Below are 16,927 nucleotides of genomic sequence, written 5' to 3'. Positions count from 1 at the left end.
ATCGGGCTATGTTTTCTAATGAACAAATAAGAAAACATTATAGTATACAGGAGGTGGACACCTTAGTTTTTTAAACTAAGGGGATTCATTGGAAATATTTAATTTAGTCATGGTTGCGATTTTAATCGCATTTACTGGATTTTTCGTAGCAGCAGAGTTTGCGATTGTAAAGGTACGTTCAAGTCGTATCGATCAGCTTGTTGCGGAAGGAAAACGCGGTGCTTTAGCAGCGAAAAAAGTAACAACAAATTTAGATGAATATTTATCTGCTTGTCAATTAGGTATTACAGTTACAGCTATGGGATTAGGTTGGTTAGGTGAACCGACAATTGAAAAGTTACTACACCCGTTATTTGAGAAATGGAACTTAAATCCTTCTGTTTCATCAGTATTAACATTTGGTCTTGCTTTTATGTTAATGACGTATTTACACGTTGTAGTAGGGGAATTAGCTCCGAAAACGATGGCAATTCAAAAGGCTGAAAAAGTAACGTTGTTATTGGCAACACCGTTAATGATGTTCTATAAGATCATGTATCCGTTTATTTGGGTATTAAACGGTTCAGCTCGTGTTGTAACTGGTCTATTCGGTTTAAAACCAGCTTCAGAACATGAAGTAGCTCATACAGAGGAAGAATTACGCCTTATTCTTTCAGAGAGTTATGAAAGCGGCGAAATTAACCAAGCTGAATACAAGTATGTAAATAACATTTTTGAATTTGATAATCGTATTGCAAAAGAGATTATGGTACCGCGAACAGAAATCGTTGGTTTCTACCTGGAAGATTCAGTAGAAGAACACATGAAAGTAATCCAAAATGAGCGATACACACGTTATCCGATTTTTGGAGAAGATAAAGATGATATTATCGGTATGGTCAATGTAAAAGATTTCTTTATTCGATATATGACCGAAGATCAAAAGGATTTATCATCTATTCGCTCGTATATGCGTCCGATTATTGAAGTGATGGAAACGACTCCAATTCACGATTTATTACTTCAAATGCAGAAGAAGCGAATTCCGATGGCTGTTTTATATGATGAGTACGGAGGAACAGCAGGGATTGTAACGCTTGAAGACATCTTGGAGGAAATCGTCGGTGAAATTCGTGACGAATATGATGAAGATGAAGCACCACCAATTCAGCATGTGAATGAGCACCATAAAATCGTTGATGGAAAAGTGCTTATTTCAGAAGTGAAAGACTTGTTTGGATTACACATTGAAGAAGACGATGTGGATACAATCGGTGGCTGGATTATGATGCAAAATCATGAAATTGAAGAAGGACAACATGTTGAGGCGGAAGGTTATGCATTTAAAGTGTTAGAAAAAGACGCTTACCAAATTAAGCGTGTTGAAATTCGCAAAATGGAACAAGAGCAAGAAGAAGAGAAAGCAGCAACTGTGTAAGTTGCTGCTTTTCTTCTAACGTATAAAAAATGCGAAATTAGGAGCGGATATTTTGATTCAAGCAGCCTTACGTGTATATCGATTACAATTGTATGTGATCTTTAGTGGTTTACTACTTATGTGGACGATTACTCCGTTTGGAAAACAAGTAACAGGGTTTGGTATCGGATTAGCTGTAAGTGCATATTGTCTTTGGTTATTAGCTCGCAGAGTGGAGAAACTCGGAAAAAGTATCGTAATGAAAGAAAAGGCTCCTGGATTAGGAGTTTTAAACCGATTTGCAGCAGCCATTTTAGGAGCCATTATCATGTATGAAATTGAGCATGAAATGGAAATGTGGGCATTTGGTACAGGCATTTTAGGTGGTCACTTTTTAATGATTGCAAATTTAGCCTATGCGAATATACAGTTAGTGAAAGAGGAAGAGAAGCAAAGGGAACATGCTTCGAAAAACATAGAGCTATGATGAAAGGGGCCTAATGAGGTTCCTTTTTGTGTTTAAAGCGAGCTAATGAAAGGAATCAAATTTACGACAAATATAATACGCTTCTTTTTTACGTTTTTCAATAGTATGAAAAATATTGTGAAAAAATTTAAAAAGCCATCGATTTCTAAAGGTTATGTATGTTATTATGACAAAAGACTTTTTGAAAGAGGTGGATACCAATGTTACAAGCGTTACTTATTTTTGTGCTTCAAATTATTTACGTTCCAATTTTGACAATCCGTACGATTTTGCTTGTAAAGAATCAAACAAGATCCGCTGCTGGTGTTGGATTGTTAGAAGGAGCTATTTACATTGTCAGTTTAGGTATTGTGTTTCAAGATTTATCAAATTGGATGAACATCGTTGCCTATGTCATTGGCTTTAGTACAGGACTATTATTAGGCGGTTATATAGAGAATAAATTAGCAATTGGTTATATTACGTATCAAGTTAGTTTACTAGACCGTTGTAATGAATTAGTAGATGAATTACGTCACTCTGGATTTGGCGTTACAGTATTTGAAGGTGAAGGTATTAATTCAATCCGCTATCGCTTAGATATCGTTGCAAAGCGTTCTAGAGAAAAAGAACTGTTAGAAATTATTAATGAAATTGCACCGAAAGCATTTATGTCTTCTTATGAAATCCGTTCATTTAAAGGCGGATATTTAACGAAGGCGATGAAGAAGAGAGCGTTAATGAAGAAGAAAGATGAACATGCATCGTAAAGAAAAGGGAATAGTGCAGCTTTAAAAGTACGGCATAATCCCCCATATAAAAAAGAGAGGAATCTAGTTTGAAAAAGATTCCTCTCTTTTTTTTATGAAAAATATTTATTTGTTAATTCGAAAAACTAAATCGTATAATTATTTTTTTTACTCATCCTCAAATTAATGATTAGCCACACAACTTGAATAAATATCGGTATGATAAACGCGATTAATAAAACGATAAGTGATATGGATTTAATTTCGGGTGTTTGAGTAACACCAGCACCATCAACATCTCGTAGCCAAATAATAGCGGCCCATACTCCAAAAAGGATAATCCAAAATATGTTACCAATCCACCAAGAAATCCATCGTTTTTTCATATTAGCACCCCTTACATTTACCCTTTGTTAACAGTATATTTTCGTTCGTTGTATTTATAATGAAACAACTTTAAAATTAGTTTTTAACTGTATATCTAACTTGTTTAAACGTTACCATTTCTCCATCCTTATCATCATCTTTCGTTTGCAAAAGTTGAACTTTTGGTTTGTAATCTGTCCTATGAGCATGCTCGATATCTTTAATGTTGAGTTTGTAAGGTTCACCATTCTTTATTTTTTGTTCCAATACTTGTTTATTGGCAACATAAATAAAAGTTATTTTATTTTCATCAATACCTTCAGTCTTAATTTCTAATTCATTATCTTTTGTTGTAATCGTTGGTGTTAATAGTTCCATACTGCCACTACCGGTTTCTAAAGAATTTTCTACTATAGTTGAACATCCTGATAATGTGATTCCAGTGAATAGAAGAACAATTAATTTCTTTTTCATAACATCCCTCGATTTCAAGTGATTTGTGATTTTGGCATTGCTAGGCTGCTAGTGAGGTACGTAAATGTTTAGTTAGCACCTTTCTTGATTGTACCATAATATGTAAATTTAAATGGGCTGTATTTTCAAATTAAGGGAGATTGAAAAGTTTACTTATCGCTGTAAATCCGTGTGTTTTAGCTTCTATTTCAATCGAAATATAGACAGGAGAAAGAAATTTTTTTATAGAAATTACAATTTTTGTATTTTACAATAATGATATGAAATAGATGAATTTATTCACTTCGGAGGTAGTTACTTGAACATTAACGAGAAGGCAATTGAAATGTTTGAACAAAATGAATATGAGGAAGCGATGGAACTGTTTCAACGAGCGGTACACGAATCTAGAGGTGTACAATCCCTCAATAATCTTGCTTGGATGTACTTTTATGAGGAAGAGGATAATGATAAAGCTCTTGAATTAATAAAAGAAGTTGTTAAGTTGAATCCTTCCTCATACTTTCCTTATAACATCTTAGGGGACGTTTACATAAAACAAGAAAAATGGATAGAAGCGAAAGAAGCACTACAAAAATCTATTTCGATTCAACCATCGGATGAAGCATATCACAATGTAGCTGTAGCTCATTATAATCTTGGAGAACTGGAAAAAGCTTCGGAATTTTTCTTGCGAGTTGCAGGGGATTCGGACTATATCATGTATAACTATGTAAAATGTTTAATTGATTTAGGACGAACGACAGAAGCGAAAGAGAAGTTAGATGCTTTTAACAGGAAAGTTGATGATTTTGTAGGGGAAATTAATGTAGCGGATTTATATGTTGAATTGAATTGTTATAACGAAGCAATTGAGTGTTTTGAAAAGGGATACAAGGAAGATTGGAAAAGCCCCAATTGGATTGTTAGATTTGTTTATGCTTTATATAAAGCTAATAATTTCTCCCGTATAAATGAAGTGATACGGGAATCTATTGAAGCGAAGACAGCAGAAATAGAAGATGTTCAGAATGAAGAAGTAGAAGAAAACTGGACAGAAGAAGATAAGAAAGAGTTAATTGAGGAATATACAGAAGAGAATAATTGTTATAAAACAATGATAGAACGTATCAAATCTGGATATGTTCCAGGGTTGGAATTTGAAACGGATTATATAGGGGGTTGTTATTTATTTGGTTGTAAAAGACATAATCATCTTGAATATGAAGAATAAAAAAATTCGACTGTCAAATATGATGGTCGAATCTTTTTATTATAGGTCGTTTGTCTAAAGGTATCATCTCGACTTAAATTTGTTAAAGATGTTTCGTATCATTACATAGGCATGTATCCTCCTTAGGGAATCCTTTTTTTATATTTAAAATATGTAGTGAAATAAAACCAATAAGTCCTATTCCGCCGAAAATAAGCCATGGTGTATACATTCCGTTTAAGTTGGATGTAAAAGATGTACCCGTATAATTACCGATGATAAAACCAAATGCAAGTGATAGTTGATAGAATCCGAAGTAAGTAGCTGTATACGATTCGTTACTGTAATTTGCAATAGCGATATCAGCGTTAGGTAATACGAGTGTTTCACCGGTTGTAAATAAAATTACACAAATAAATAGCCAGTAGGGGTGTTGAAATAAAGGAATGAGTAAAAAGGAAATGCTCATTAATAAAACACCGTATTTAATAATCGAAAGTGTGTTGTATTTGTGAAAGAGCTTTCGAAATAACACCATAAATATGACGCCTGTTATTGCATTTATCGTAATAACGAGTGTAGCAAGCTGATTGCTATTACTAATGTTTTTCATATGAAGTGGAAGTGCGACAGTAAGCTGAGTAAACATAATATAGAAGAAAATCATGATAAATGAAAACAGAAGAAAAGGCTTGTTTTGTAAGATAGCCTGTATTCCTAATGTAATAGACGTGTTTTCAGTAGTGACTTGGAAGTGATTTTTAAGTAAGTAAAAGATAAAAGCGAATAACAGCATAAGTGATCCTGTTAGAGAGAAGGCATAGATTGGATCAAGTAAGAGTAAGAACCCTCCTGCAATTGGTCCGATTATTGCACCACAATTAAAACTAAGGTTTAAATATGTAAATAAATTTTTTCTCATATGAGCTGGTTGTGAGCCGAATATGGCGCGAGCAGCAGGTTCGTAGAATGCAGTTCCGAAGCCAATAAGTGCAGAAGAAATAGAAATTGTATAGAAATCAGAGCATATTCCTAAAGCGATAAATCCGATTCCTCTTAAAAATAATCCAGCTATCATCATAATGATATAGCCTATTTTGTCAGCAATTAATCCTGAGAATAAAGGGATAACTCGTGATGTGATTGTCATAACCGTCAATACTGTTCCTACTTGAATAGCTGAAAAATGAAGAAAGGTTAATAGATAAATAGCTAAAAATGCGTATACAGCAAAATACCCGAAAGACATAAAAAATGAAGAAATAAGCATGAAACGTATTGGTATTGAGAAATTTTTCATATAACTCCTCCTAACTATGTAACCAATAAAATTATTTGATGGTTAACTAATTTATATTATAATTATACATAAAGTCAGAAAAAAGTGAATTTTAAGAAGAAGGTGGATGGAATTGAATCAAAATGCACCAAATGAACTAGAATATATTCGGAGATTTTTAAATACATGGAAAATACCAAACGATACGAGAGAGCCGATTGACTTGCTGCAAACAGAAGAGGATATAAAGCTTTTTATGAAAGAACATTTTCATGAAGAACCTCCATTTCATACGATAGAGGAATTAAAAAGTTTTCGAGAAGGTATTCGGCTGGCAATTGAAGGTGGAAAATCATTGCAAAAGTGGTTAGAGAAATACCCATTTCATGTACAGGTAAAGGAAGACATGAAAGGTATTACATATGGGCCTGTGCACGAAGAAAATGTATATACAAAAGTATTAAGTATTGTTTTAATGGCTGTTCAAGAAAAATTGTGGGGTAGGTTAAAAGCATGTCCAGATTGCCGCTGGGTATTTTATGATCATTCGCGAAATGGAAGTAAAAGATGGTGCGGTATGTATGCTGGAGAAGAAGGAGGAAGAGCGTGCGGGACAATCGCCAAAGTGAAAAATTACCGTGCGAAGAGAAAAGGAAGATCGGATTATAATGTGTAATTTATATTAGAGGAATAAAATGGAATGGGGGAATGTGGAGTATGAAAGATACACAAATGTTAGCGTTAAATAAAAAGTGTTGGGATACAGTAGCACCATACTTCTTTCAAGTAGATTGTTTACCGAAATATGGCCCGTATACAGCGTCTGAAGATGAGATTCATTTGTTCGATTCAATTAGAAATAAAAAGGTTCTTGATATTGGATGTGGAAGTGGGCATTCGTTGCAATATATGGCAGAATATGGGGCAGAGGAAGTATGGGGGCTTGATCTTTCAAGTGAACAAATTAAAACAGCGAATGAAACGTTAAAGAGTTGGAATCCAAAGTTAGTATGCGGAGCAATGGAAGAGGAAGTGGATATTCCGAAAGGGTATTTTGATATTGTATACTCCATTTACGCATTAGGATGGACTTCGAATTTAAGAAAAACGTTGGAACTGATTTATTCGTATGTAAAGCCAGGAGGAAGTTTTATTTTTAGTTGGGAGCACCCAGTATATTCAAATTTACAGTATGGTACAGAAAAAATTGCTTTTAAGTCTTCTTATCATGAGGAAACCCCTATTACGTTTGAAACATTTAAAGGGGAAAATGTACAAGCGACATTATATAAGAGAAAAATAAGTACATACATAAATGAGTTAAATAGAGCGGGATTTACAATTGAGAGAATAGAAGAACCTGAACCATCGAGCTTATTTGATGAAGAACGAGCTGAACCTTCTACGAAATATTATTCTTTATATAAAGCTAGAATGGTGCCAACTACTTTTATTATTAAGGCGAGAAAGTAAAGTGTTTTATAAAAAGAAGCCTATCATTTCAAATAATTGAAATGATAGGCTTCTTTATTTTTAAAAAATGAGGTCAGGTGTGTACTTTTCAGATACAAATGCATTTCATATAAAAGGTGTAATTATTTTTGGGAGGGGGATTGTTGTGCGTCATCATAGAAAGTGCAAAAAATTTGGAGTGGCACTGCCTCTTCCGCCTATAGGAGCAACTGGCCCTACTGGTGATAGTGGCCCAAATGGTCCAACTGGAGGGCATGAGGGGCCGGTCGGGCCTCCAGGAATCACTGGACCTAGAGGAGCAACTGGTCCACAAGGTCCTCAAGGTATCGAGGGAATACAAGGTCCACGAGGGACAACAGGAGCTCAAGGAATACAAGGTGCCATTGGTGATACCGGAGAGCAAGGAATTACTGGTTCGATTGGCTTACAAGGTCCTCAAGGATTAATTGGAGAGCAAGGTCCAGTTGGTGATATTGGATTACAAGGAGTAGAAGGTATACAAGGAATTACAGGCCTTGCCGGTAGTCAAGGTCAACAAGGTCCTCCGGGGATACAAGGAGAAATTGGAGAACAAGGACAAACGGGCGCACAAGGAATACAGGGAGAAATAGGTGTAACCGGGATATTAGGTGTAACAGGCCCACAAGGTCCCCAAGGAGCACAAGGAATCCAAGGGGAGGACGGAACGACAGGTATACAAGGAGAAGAAGGTCCACAAGGCATACAAGGAATTACTGGAGAGCAAGGACACCAAGGTGATCAAGGAATACAAGGAGTAATTGGCCCAACTGGTTCTACTGGAATACAAGGACCTCAAGGGATAAGCGGAATAAAGGGGATAACAGGTGTAATAGGTCCTCAAGGCCCACAAGGTGGTCAAGGAATACAAGGAATAAATGGATCCACAGGTTTTCAAGGAGCAAAAGGAGCACGAGGTATAACAGGAGCAACTGGAAGTATGGGTATGCAAGGACCAGAGGGACCTCCGGGTGCTCCGACGGGAACAACAGGTCCAATTGGTCCATCTAGTGGAGTGACTGGTCCATCTGGCCCACCCGGCCCACCTGGGGGTCCAACTGGTCCAACAGGTGAAACCGGTGCGCCGGGTGTAACAGGCGGAACTGGTGCAATCGGAGTGCAAGGGTTACAGGGTATAACTGGTCCCACTGGCCCTCAAGGTGTAAGGGGAGCCCAAGGGTCCCAAGGTGTAGTAGGTGTTTCTGGAATACAAGGTGCACAAGGTCCTCAAGGTAACCAAGGAATAATAGGAGCAACAGGTGCAGAAGGTCCCCAAGGAACTCAAGGTCCACAGGGAGAAATTGGTCCAACAGGTGCAGAAGGTCCTAAAGGTGTGCAAGGAATACAAGGTATAACGGGTCAGGCAGGAGCACAAGGAATACAAGGAGTCCAAGGAATAATCGGTCCCACAGGCACAACAGGAGCGGCAGGAGCCCAAGGTCCACAAGGAATACGAGGGGAAACAGGAGCAGCTGGAGCACAAGGGATACAAGGTCCTCAAGGAATACGAGGAGAAACAGGAGCAGCTGGATTGCAAGGGATACAAGGTCCTCAAGGAATACAAGGGGAAATTGGATTAACTGGTGCGCAAGGTGCTCAAGGTTTTCAAGGAGTCCAAGGAATAATCGGTCCAACTGGTGCGATTGGTTTGCAAGGTCCTCAAGGAACACAAGGTATAGTAGGCCCAACAGGAGCGCAAGGTTCTCAAGGTATGCAAGGGATACAAGGAATAATCGGTCCGACAGGTGCACAAGGAATTAGAGGGCCCCAAGGAAATCTAGGAGAAAACGGGATAACGGGACCACAAGGAGTGCAAGGAGCGCAAGGTAATCAGGGACCTGAAGGACCACAAGGAAATGTTGGGATTGCGGGGGGAACTGGAGAAACAGGAGCGACAGGAGAAACAGGGGCGACCGGTGCACAAGGAATACAAGGTGCTCAAGGGATTATGGGGATACAAGGAAATACAGGAATGACAGGACCTACCGGTGCAACAGGAGTAACCGGAATACAAGGTGTGCAAGGTATTCAAGGAATACAAGGTCCAACTGGAGTAAGGGGAATAACAGGGGTTAACGGTAGTATAGGTCCAGCTGGAGCGCAAGGTAGTCAAGGGCCGATTGGAGCTGTAGGACCTACTGGAGTAACTGGTAGTCAAGGGCCTATAGGTTTTTTAGGAATTGTAGGTGCAACAGGAGCGACTGGCTTACCTAGCGGTGGCGGTTATTTCTTTTCTACCTCAACAAGTGCAATTGCAGCGAATGCATTAGTACCAATTAATTCCGGATCTACAGTTTTTGGTTCTGATGTGAGTTTAACAAATGCAACAACTGTAACGTTAAGTACGCCAGGAATATATTTAGTAAGCTATTATTTTCAAGGTGATCCAAATGGGGGGAATGAAACGATTTCCGTGAGGCTTACTTTAAATGGAACGCAAGTCGCAGGAAGTTTTATTTTTTATGTTACAGGAGGGACTTTTGTATTAGAACCAGCGATTTCTAATACGATGGTCATTAATGTTGCTTCTTCAAATGCTACTTTATCTTTGCAAAATGGCCCATTAGTTATTGGGCATGTAACGACATTATCTGGTGTGATAACTGCTAGTTTAAATGTATTAAAAATAGTTTGACACGTTAGTTATAACGGGGGGAGATGCTTGTGAGGGATCGAGATAAGTGTAGTAAGTTTCAAGCACCTATTCCTTTTCCAGCGTCAGGTATTACGGGTCCAACGGGTCCAACGGGTCCGACAGGTTCTTTAGGTGGACCGACTGGACCACAAGGAATACAAGGCGTACAAGGGCCAATTGGTCCAACAGGTCCTACAGGAATTCAAGGAGTACAAGGGGTGCAGGGAGAAATTGGTTCAACGGGTCCAACTGGTTTAACAGGACCACGGGGTGCTCAAGGTATTCAAGGACCGATGGGGGAACAAGGTCCACAGGGAATTCAAGGTGTTCAAGGTCTGCAAGGAGAAAGGGGACCGACTGGCCCAACTGGAATACAAGGTATACAAGGAATACCAGGGCCAATGGGAGAAACAGGTCCAACTGGAATACAAGGTATACAGGGCATGCAAGGTGAAATTGGGCAGGCTGGTCCAACCGGAATACAAGGTATACAAGGAGTGCAAGGTGAAATTGGTCCGACTGGTCCAACGGGAAATACGGGTATACAAGGTGTTCAAGGGAATTTAGGAGGTAGTGGATTACAAGGTGTAACAGGTATACAAGGTATTCAAGGTCCGATGGGGCCGACCGGTCCAACAGGTTTACAAGGAATACAAGGAGAACAAGGGCTGATGGGACCAACAGGTGCAACTGGTGTTCAAGGTTTACAAGGTCCACAAGGTGATATGGGCCTAACCGGCCCAACCGGTTCTCAGGGGATACAAGGAGTGCAAGGTGTAATAGGACCAACAGGGGCAACTGGCTTGCAAGGTGATCCAGGTCCAACAGGATCGACAGGCTTAACTGGAGTAACTGGTCCAACAGGATCTGCAACGGGTCCAACGGGAGCAACCGGTCCAACCGGTCCGCCAGGAGGCCCAACCGGTCCAACGGGTCCAGCCGGATCACCGGGAGGTCCAACCGGTCCAACTGGAGCAACGGGGGCAACTGGGGCGACAGGAGCAACAGGCGCGACTGGAATCCAAGGAGTACAGGGAATACAGGGACCGACAGGGGTAACAGGTTTAACAGGTTTGCAAGGCGTACAGGGTCCAATGGGGGCAACAGGTCCAACGGGTGACCAAGGGATTCAAGGTCAACAAGGAGTAGAGGGAGCAACCGGCCCAACCGGAATACAAGGTTTACAAGGAGTACAAGGACCAATAGGAGCAACAGGCCAGGCAGGTCAACAAGGAGTGCAAGGGGCACAAGGGCCAATTGGTCCAACAGGCCTGCAAGGAATCCAAGGAATACAAGGTGAGCAAGGAGTAATGGGAGCAACTGGCCCAATAGGCTTACAAGGTCTGCAAGGAATCCAAGGCCCAATCGGTCCAACTGGTCCTCAAGGTTTACAAGGAGTGCAAGGTCCAAGTGGAATCACTGGTCCAACCGGCCCTCAAGGAATCCAAGGAATTCAGGGGCCACAAGGAGGTATAGGTCCAACCGGTGCGACTGGAATTCAAGGAGTGCAAGGTCCAGAGGGGCCAACAGGTCCAACGGGTGCAACAGGCCCGCAAGGAATACAGGGAATCCAAGGAATCCAGGGTCCAACCGGTCCACAGGGCATTCAAGGTCTGCAAGGAATTCAAGGTTCGATTGGTCCAACAGGCCCAACTGGACCTCAAGGAATACAAGGAATAACTGGATCAACAGGTCCAACCGGTCTAACAGGGGGAACAGGACCGACGGGAGCAACTGGTCCACAAGGAATACAAGGAATTCAAGGGCCAAAAGGGGTAACGGGGCAGGTGGGAGCAACGGGACCGACGGGAGCAACCGGTCCACAAGGAGTGCAAGGAATTCAAGGTCCACAAGGGATAACGGGTCCGACGGGAGCAACCGGCCCTACGGGAGTAACAGGTCCACAAGGAACCCAAGGAATTCAAGGCCCACAAGGTGTGACGGGAGCAACCGGAGCAACCGGAGCAACTGGTGCGACTGGTGCAACAGGACCAACAGGAATCCAAGGCATACAAGGAATAACAGGAGCGACAGGGGGAACGGGAGTAACAGGCCTAACCGGTGCCACGGGCCCAACAGGCTTAACAGGAGCAACCGGATCATCTGCAATATCAACAGGGGGCGGTTATTTCTTTTCTACCTCTACAAGTACAATTGCGGCAAATACTAACATTCCAATTAATTCGGGATCCACTGTATATGGAGCAGGTGTATCTTTAACTAGTGCCACGACTGTTACAGTATCGACGCCGGGAATATATTTAGTAAGCTATTATTTCCAAGGTGACGCGAATGGTGGGAATGAGACTGTATCTGTTAGGTTGCTGTTAAATGGAACACAACTAGCAGGGAGTTTTCTACAAAACGTAACGACATCAACTGTAGTAATCGAACCAGCTATTTCCAATACACTTCTTGTGAATGTAACGAGTGCCAATTCAACATTCGTATTACAAAATGGCCCGTTAGCTGTAGGGCATGTGACCACTATAGCGGGTACCATTACAGCAAGTTTAAATGTAGTGAGAATTTTATAAGAAATATAAAAAACACAAGGAATGTCTGTATAGACACACCTTGTGTTTTTCTCTTTATCTTTTCGGTTGAAAAATATGTTGAAAGAAGTATTTGTGATGTAAGTTATCTACAACTTTATTTGCTTGATATGTGCGGTGTTGTTCGAGTCGAAGTCTTTGCTCCATCATTTTGATTGCGTGATCAGATAAACGTAACATTATACATGTCTCCTTTTCTATAAATATAGGTGTCTATTGGTATCGATTCCATATTTATAATTAAGGAGGTACACTGTGTAACATAGGCAAAAAGCACCTTCCTCTCCCATTACGCTTACGAGGTTAGCTGTCGGACTCGGGAAGTGAGAGTTTCCCTACTTAAATAAGATTCGCCCCAAGTAGCATAGCTACAAAAATGGTTCCCCCGCTCCAAAAAATTGGACTCAGCAAAAGGTTTTATAAAGTAAAAGATAACATAAATAAATTAATGAGTCAAACTATTTTTTGTTTTCTGATTTTTCGAGAGAGGTTAAAACCACACCATCGGGTAATATGATATCCTTTATTTCAATAAAACCATGTTTTTTATATAAAGACAGAGCAGGGGTATTTTCTTTCCCTGTTTGTACAATATATGTTTGGGAAGGGGAGAACATGTCAAATACATATAGTAGTAGTTTGGTGGCAATTCCTTTATGAAAATGATGGGGGGATACTACTAAACGATGAATATCAACTTTCTCTTCATCCATTTTAAAAGAAATAAACCCGGCAAGTGTTTCTTCATAAAAATAGCCGTAAAACATTTCATCACATGATTGAATGTCGGCTACAGTATCATAAAGACGAGGGATAGCGGTACTATTTATATATTTCGCCTCGATTTCATAAGCGGGTATTTGAATGTTTAAAATAGAAGTAGCGGTGTTGTGAGAAGTTGTAATTAATTTTTGAATCATAGGGTAAAACCTCCTTGTAGACTTTATTTTCATAGATTTGACAACATTTTTCTTTATTGGATATAATAATTATAATAGTTACATAACAATTTAGTATGAAAAAGAAATACACCATAATAGAAATGGAGGGCTAAAGATGGGATGGATTATCACATTAATAGTTGGTGCTATTATAGGTGCAATTGCAGGTTCTATAACGGGTAAAAATTTTCCAGGTGGTATGTTCGGAAATATTATCGCAGGTTTATTAGGTGCTTCGTTAGGTGGTAGATTATTTGGATCTTTTGGGCCATCTTTTGGTGGGATTCATGTCGTGCCAGCATTATTAGGGGCAATCGTGTTAATTCTTATTGTATCATTTGTAGTGAAAGCTGCAAGGAAATAAAGACATAGATCGTGATGGAAAGCCCTGAATAAGGGCTTTTCATCATTCGAAGAGGTGGTTTCGTTGGAAAAAGTAAATATAAGAAAAAGAGATAAGTTGAAAAAGTTTTTTAGAGAGCAAAATTATTTAGCGGTGTTACTTGGCTTTGCGTTATTGTTTATTAACATATTATTGCTAACGAAAATTTCTTTTGTGTTTACTCCGTTTATCGTCTTTTTAAAAACAATTTTCTTCCCGGTATTATTAGCGGGTGTGCTATTTTATATTTTGCATCCATTCGTTTCGCTTTTAGAAAAGAAAGGTGTTTCAAGAATCGTATCAATCGCTTCTATATATATAATAGTACTAGGATTATTTGTGTTTTTAGTTGTAACAGTAATTCCGATTATTAAAGATCAAATTGATGCATTAATAGATAACTTACCGTATTTCGGTCATGAAATTGAACGAGCAGCACGTAGATTTGGGGAAAGTAATTTACTAGGGAAAATTCAGGAGAATTTAAATATTGATGTAGCGAGTATGGTAAAAGACTACACAGTTGATTTTACGAAGTCGTTATCATCAGTAACAGGAAATGTAACTGGATTTTTAAGTACTGTTACAGAGGTCGTTTTAACATTTGTAATGGTTCCGTTTATATTGTTCTATCTTTTAAAAGATGGTGAGCAATTACCGAATCATTTCTTAAAGTTTATTTCAGAACAAAGACACCCAGCAGCGATGAGAATACTAGATGATATGCATTATGCGATTAGCTCATATATTAGAGGACAAATTATCGTTAGCTTGTTTATCGGTATTATGCTATTAATCGGTTATCTTATCATTGGTATTAAATACGCGGTACTACTTGCAATTCTAGCGATGATTGTAAATATCGTTCCGTACGTAGGACCAATCATCGCGATTACACCAGCTTTAATTATCGCGTTTATTGACTCGCCGTCAATGGTGTTAAAAGTAATTATCGTTATGATGATTGTACAATTAGCAGAAGGTAAATTCATTTCTCCGCAAGTCATGGGGAAAAAGTTAGACATTCACCCGATTACTATCATTTTCATTATTTTAACTGCCGGAAATTTATTTGGTATTATGGGGATTATTTTAGCGATTCCAGGGTATGCGATATTAAAAGTGTTAGTAACGCACGGTTATCGATTTGTTAAGTTGAATACGTGAAAAAAAGAGCTAAAACAGGTAATACTGTTTTAGCTCTTTTTTATTTGTAGTTTTGTTATAGTAAACACATTCATTTTATGCGTAGGCTTTTAATTCAATAATAGGTAGATTGCTTTCTTTTAGTTTGTAGTCAAATATTAAATCGTCCATGCGAAAATTAGCATCTACTTCAAGAGAAATGAAAGTACCTCCAATTTCTACTTGATTTCCGTTCTCATTTTCAAAAGTGAGCGCACCGTCAAACGTTTCTATGTACTCATCGCAGGTGTATACATATATAGCGATAGGTGTGAAATGTATAATTACCCCTAAAGTATCATCTTGAATTTTATCATCGGATTTAAACACATCAATCTTAAACGTATCATTCTTTTTATTAAACCAACCCATGACATCACCTCGTTTTTGTATTGCAAATCGGTTCTGCATATATTGATTATATATTATTCGGAATAAATTGGTAATCACTATTGCTAAAACCTAACAAAAAAAGAAAATTCAGTTTTAGGTGAACGAGAAATGTGATAAACTGTAAAAAATAACGAAAAGCAATGAAAGAGAAGAGTACATATTCAAAAATTTTCAGAGAGCTGATGTGTGGTGGGAATCAGTAAGGGATGAATATGGAATGGGCCCTGGAGCTTCTTGCTGAAATGAGTAGGCAAAGACGGTTACTTCACGTTAAGAAGTTGAAGCGAGCTATGAATGATAGCTAATGAAGGTGGTACCGCGGGAGTCTCTCGTCCTTTTTTAAGGATGAGAGGCTCTTTTTATTTTGAGAAAGGAGGAGTTAGGTTGAGTGAAAAAATAATGTTAACAGGAATTAAGCCGACAGGTTTTCCGCATTTAGGGAATTATATTGGTGCGATTAAACCTGCGTTGCAAATGTCAAAGAGTAATGAAGGAAAAGCATTGTACTTTATAGCTGATTATCATGCGTTAAATGCTGTACATGATCCAAGTCAGTTTAGTAGTTATACGAAAGAGGTAGCAGCTACTTGGTTATCACTCGGACTTGGAGAAGATGTTATTTTTTACAGACAAACAGAAGTGCCGGAGATTTTAGAATTAGCTTGGATATTAGCTTGCCTAACTCCGAAAGGTCTTATGAATCGTGCTCATGCGTATAAAGCGAAGGTGGAGCAAAATAAAGAAGCGGGGTTAGAAGTCGATGCGGGAGTGAATATGGGATTATATACGTATCCGATTTTAATGGCGGCTGATATATTATTATTCCAAGCAACTCATGTACCTGTCGGAAAAGATCAAATTCAGCATATTGAAATAGCGCGTGATATTGCGACGTATTTTAATCATACATTTGGCATGACATTTACGCTTCCGGAGTATGTCATACAAGAAGAGGGTGCCATTTTACCTGGCCTTGATGGAAGAAAGATGAGTAAAAGTTACGGAAATGTAATCCCATTATTCGCAGAACAAGAAAAACTACGAAAGTTAATATTTAAAATCAAAACGGATTCTTCACTTCCAAATGAACCGAAAGAATTAGAAACGTTATTTATGATATATAAAGAATTTGCGACAGAAGATGAAATGCAGTCCATGCGTGAAAAATATGAAACGGGAATCGGGTGGGGCGATGTGAAAAAAGAGTTGTTTCGCGTTATAGACCGCGAATTAGCTGGTCCCCGTAAGAAATATGAGATGTATATGAATGAGCCGAATTTATTATACGAAGCGTTAGAAAAAGGTGCTGAGCGTGCAAGAGAAATCGCGAAGGTAAATTTAGCGGAAATTAAAAAACGGATTGGATTTGAGAGGGGACGCTGAGCGTTCCCTTGTTTTTTTATAAAAAAATCGAACGAAATTT

General features: G+C 38.9%; 17 protein-coding genes, 1 riboswitch and 1 other annotated feature. Of the genes, 11 read left to right on the top strand and 6 right to left on the bottom strand.

Going from position 1 to position 16,927, the window contains the following annotated elements; translation table 11 throughout:
• Positions 1-88 precede the first annotated feature (88 nt).
• From ACHZK0_RS16070 to ACHZK0_RS16060, 3 genes are all read left to right on the top strand, one after another.
• A complete protein-coding gene (locus ACHZK0_RS16070; protein ID WP_071720708.1) occupies positions 89-1,417 on the top strand; it encodes a hemolysin family protein in 1,329 nt (442 codons plus the stop codon).
• Positions 1,418-1,469: 52 nt separating this feature from the next.
• A complete protein-coding gene (locus ACHZK0_RS16065; protein ID WP_000613582.1) occupies positions 1,470-1,883 on the top strand; it encodes an ATP synthase subunit I in 414 nt (137 codons plus the stop codon).
• Positions 1,884-2,083: 200 nt separating this feature from the next.
• On the top strand, positions 2,084-2,632 hold the full coding sequence (locus ACHZK0_RS16060) for a DUF2179 domain-containing protein (protein WP_000938441.1): 549 nt from the start codon (positions 2,084-2,086) through the stop codon (positions 2,630-2,632).
• 125 nt (positions 2,633-2,757) lie between these two features.
• Here ACHZK0_RS16060 and ACHZK0_RS16055 read toward each other — a convergent pair whose 3' ends face one another.
• A complete protein-coding gene (locus ACHZK0_RS16055) occupies positions 2,758-2,997 on the bottom strand; it encodes a DUF3923 family protein (RefSeq protein ID WP_270344109.1) in 240 nt (79 codons plus the stop codon).
• Between the two features lie 76 nt (positions 2,998-3,073).
• Positions 3,074-3,469: a hypothetical protein gene (locus ACHZK0_RS16050; RefSeq protein ID WP_270344108.1), complete on the bottom strand. Its 396-nt coding sequence runs from the start codon at positions 3,467-3,469 to the stop codon at positions 3,074-3,076.
• Between the two features lie 280 nt (positions 3,470-3,749).
• Between ACHZK0_RS16050 and ACHZK0_RS16045 the strand changes: the two genes are divergently transcribed.
• On the top strand, positions 3,750-4,664 hold the full coding sequence (locus ACHZK0_RS16045; protein WP_270607098.1) for a tetratricopeptide repeat protein: 915 nt from the start codon (positions 3,750-3,752) through the stop codon (positions 4,662-4,664).
• A gap of 82 nt (positions 4,665-4,746) precedes the next feature.
• Here the strand turns inward: ACHZK0_RS16045 and ACHZK0_RS16040 are convergent, their stop codons facing one another.
• Positions 4,747-5,943, bottom strand: a complete 1,197-nt coding sequence (locus ACHZK0_RS16040) for an MDR family MFS transporter (RefSeq protein WP_395760666.1) — start codon at positions 5,941-5,943, stop codon at positions 4,747-4,749.
• Positions 5,944-6,055: 112 nt separating this feature from the next.
• Between ACHZK0_RS16040 and ACHZK0_RS16035 the strand changes: the two genes are divergently transcribed.
• The 4 genes from ACHZK0_RS16035 to ACHZK0_RS16020 all read left to right on the top strand — a co-directional run bounded on the left by ACHZK0_RS16035 (position 6,056) and on the right by ACHZK0_RS16020 (position 12,585).
• The gene (locus ACHZK0_RS16035) at positions 6,056-6,598 is read left to right on the top strand and encodes a CGNR zinc finger domain-containing protein (protein WP_395760665.1); all 543 of its coding nucleotides are present in this window, start codon (positions 6,056-6,058) and stop codon (positions 6,596-6,598) included.
• A gap of 41 nt (positions 6,599-6,639) precedes the next feature.
• On the top strand, positions 6,640-7,395 hold the full coding sequence (locus tag ACHZK0_RS16030; protein WP_395760664.1) for a class I SAM-dependent methyltransferase: 756 nt from the start codon (positions 6,640-6,642) through the stop codon (positions 7,393-7,395).
• A 145-nt stretch (positions 7,396-7,540) separates the two neighbouring features.
• On the top strand, positions 7,541-10,048 hold the full coding sequence (locus tag ACHZK0_RS16025; protein WP_395760663.1) for a collagen-like protein: 2,508 nt from the start codon (positions 7,541-7,543) through the stop codon (positions 10,046-10,048).
• 23 nt (positions 10,049-10,071) lie between these two features.
• A complete protein-coding gene (locus tag ACHZK0_RS16020; protein WP_395760662.1) occupies positions 10,072-12,585 on the top strand; it encodes a BC_3345 family exosporium-associated protein in 2,514 nt (837 codons plus the stop codon).
• A gap of 54 nt (positions 12,586-12,639) precedes the next feature.
• On the opposite strand, the gene ACHZK0_RS16015 is transcribed toward ACHZK0_RS16020, so the two are convergent.
• Positions 12,640-12,783, bottom strand: coding sequence for a hypothetical protein (locus ACHZK0_RS16015; RefSeq protein WP_000945246.1), 144 nt, complete (start codon positions 12,781-12,783; stop codon positions 12,640-12,642).
• Positions 12,784-12,879: 96 nt separating this feature from the next.
• A riboswitch (cyclic di-AMP (ydaO/yuaA leader) is annotated at positions 12,880-13,023 on the bottom strand.
• A gap of 38 nt (positions 13,024-13,061) precedes the next feature.
• Positions 13,062-13,523: a GNAT family N-acetyltransferase gene (locus ACHZK0_RS16010; protein WP_395760661.1), complete on the bottom strand. Its 462-nt coding sequence runs from the start codon at positions 13,521-13,523 to the stop codon at positions 13,062-13,064.
• A gap of 136 nt (positions 13,524-13,659) precedes the next feature.
• Here ACHZK0_RS16010 and ACHZK0_RS16005 point away from each other — a divergent pair, with 136 nt between their 5' ends.
• Positions 13,660-13,908 (top strand): GlsB/YeaQ/YmgE family stress response membrane protein, encoded by a 249-nt coding sequence (locus ACHZK0_RS16005; protein WP_000539721.1) that lies wholly within the window; start codon positions 13,660-13,662, stop codon positions 13,906-13,908.
• A gap of 63 nt (positions 13,909-13,971) precedes the next feature.
• Positions 13,972-15,093, top strand: coding sequence for an AI-2E family transporter (locus tag ACHZK0_RS16000; protein WP_141435058.1), 1,122 nt, complete (start codon positions 13,972-13,974; stop codon positions 15,091-15,093).
• Between the two features lie 75 nt (positions 15,094-15,168).
• Here ACHZK0_RS16000 and ACHZK0_RS15995 read toward each other — a convergent pair whose 3' ends face one another.
• A complete protein-coding gene (locus tag ACHZK0_RS15995) occupies positions 15,169-15,483 on the bottom strand; it encodes a hypothetical protein (protein WP_395760660.1) in 315 nt (104 codons plus the stop codon).
• 152 nt (positions 15,484-15,635) lie between these two features.
• Positions 15,636-15,844: a binding site (T-box leader), on the top strand.
• A 5-nt stretch (positions 15,845-15,849) separates the two neighbouring features.
• On the opposite strand from ACHZK0_RS15995, the gene ACHZK0_RS15990 reads away from it, so the two are divergent.
• Positions 15,850-16,887, top strand: a complete 1,038-nt coding sequence (locus ACHZK0_RS15990) for a tryptophan--tRNA ligase (protein ID WP_395760659.1) — start codon at positions 15,850-15,852, stop codon at positions 16,885-16,887.
• Positions 16,888-16,927 lie beyond the last annotated feature (40 nt).

It is taken from the genome of Bacillus sp. 3G2 (assembly GCF_044324725.1).
Lineage (GTDB): Bacteria > Bacillota > Bacilli > Bacillales > Bacillaceae_G > Bacillus_A > Bacillus_A mobilis.
This window is presented reverse-complemented; position numbering and strand designations above follow the sequence as displayed.

Coding starts and splice junctions, on each gene's coding strand:
- ACHZK0_RS16060 (WP_000938441.1), top strand. CDS start 2,084: ATGTTACAAGCGTTACTTATTTTTGTGCTTCAAATTATTTACGTTCCA.
- ACHZK0_RS16055 (WP_270344109.1), bottom strand. CDS start 2,997: ATGAAAAAACGATGGATTTCTTGGTGGATTGGTAACATATTTTGGATT.
- ACHZK0_RS16040 (WP_395760666.1), bottom strand. CDS start 5,943: ATGAAAAATTTCTCAATACCAATACGTTTCATGCTTATTTCTTCATTT.
- ACHZK0_RS16030 (WP_395760664.1), top strand. CDS start 6,640: ATGAAAGATACACAAATGTTAGCGTTAAATAAAAAGTGTTGGGATACA.
- ACHZK0_RS16020 (WP_395760662.1), top strand. CDS start 10,072: ATGCTTGTGAGGGATCGAGATAAGTGTAGTAAGTTTCAAGCACCTATT.
- ACHZK0_RS16015 (WP_000945246.1), bottom strand. CDS start 12,783: ATGTTACGTTTATCTGATCACGCAATCAAAATGATGGAGCAAAGACTT.
- ACHZK0_RS16010 (WP_395760661.1), bottom strand. CDS start 13,523: ATGATTCAAAAATTAATTACAACTTCTCACAACACCGCTACTTCTATT.
- ACHZK0_RS16005 (WP_000539721.1), top strand. CDS start 13,660: ATGGGATGGATTATCACATTAATAGTTGGTGCTATTATAGGTGCAATT.
- ACHZK0_RS15995 (WP_395760660.1), bottom strand. CDS start 15,483: ATGGGTTGGTTTAATAAAAAGAATGATACGTTTAAGATTGATGTGTTT.
- ACHZK0_RS15990 (WP_395760659.1), top strand. CDS start 15,850: ATGAGAGGCTCTTTTTATTTTGAGAAAGGAGGAGTTAGGTTGAGTGAA.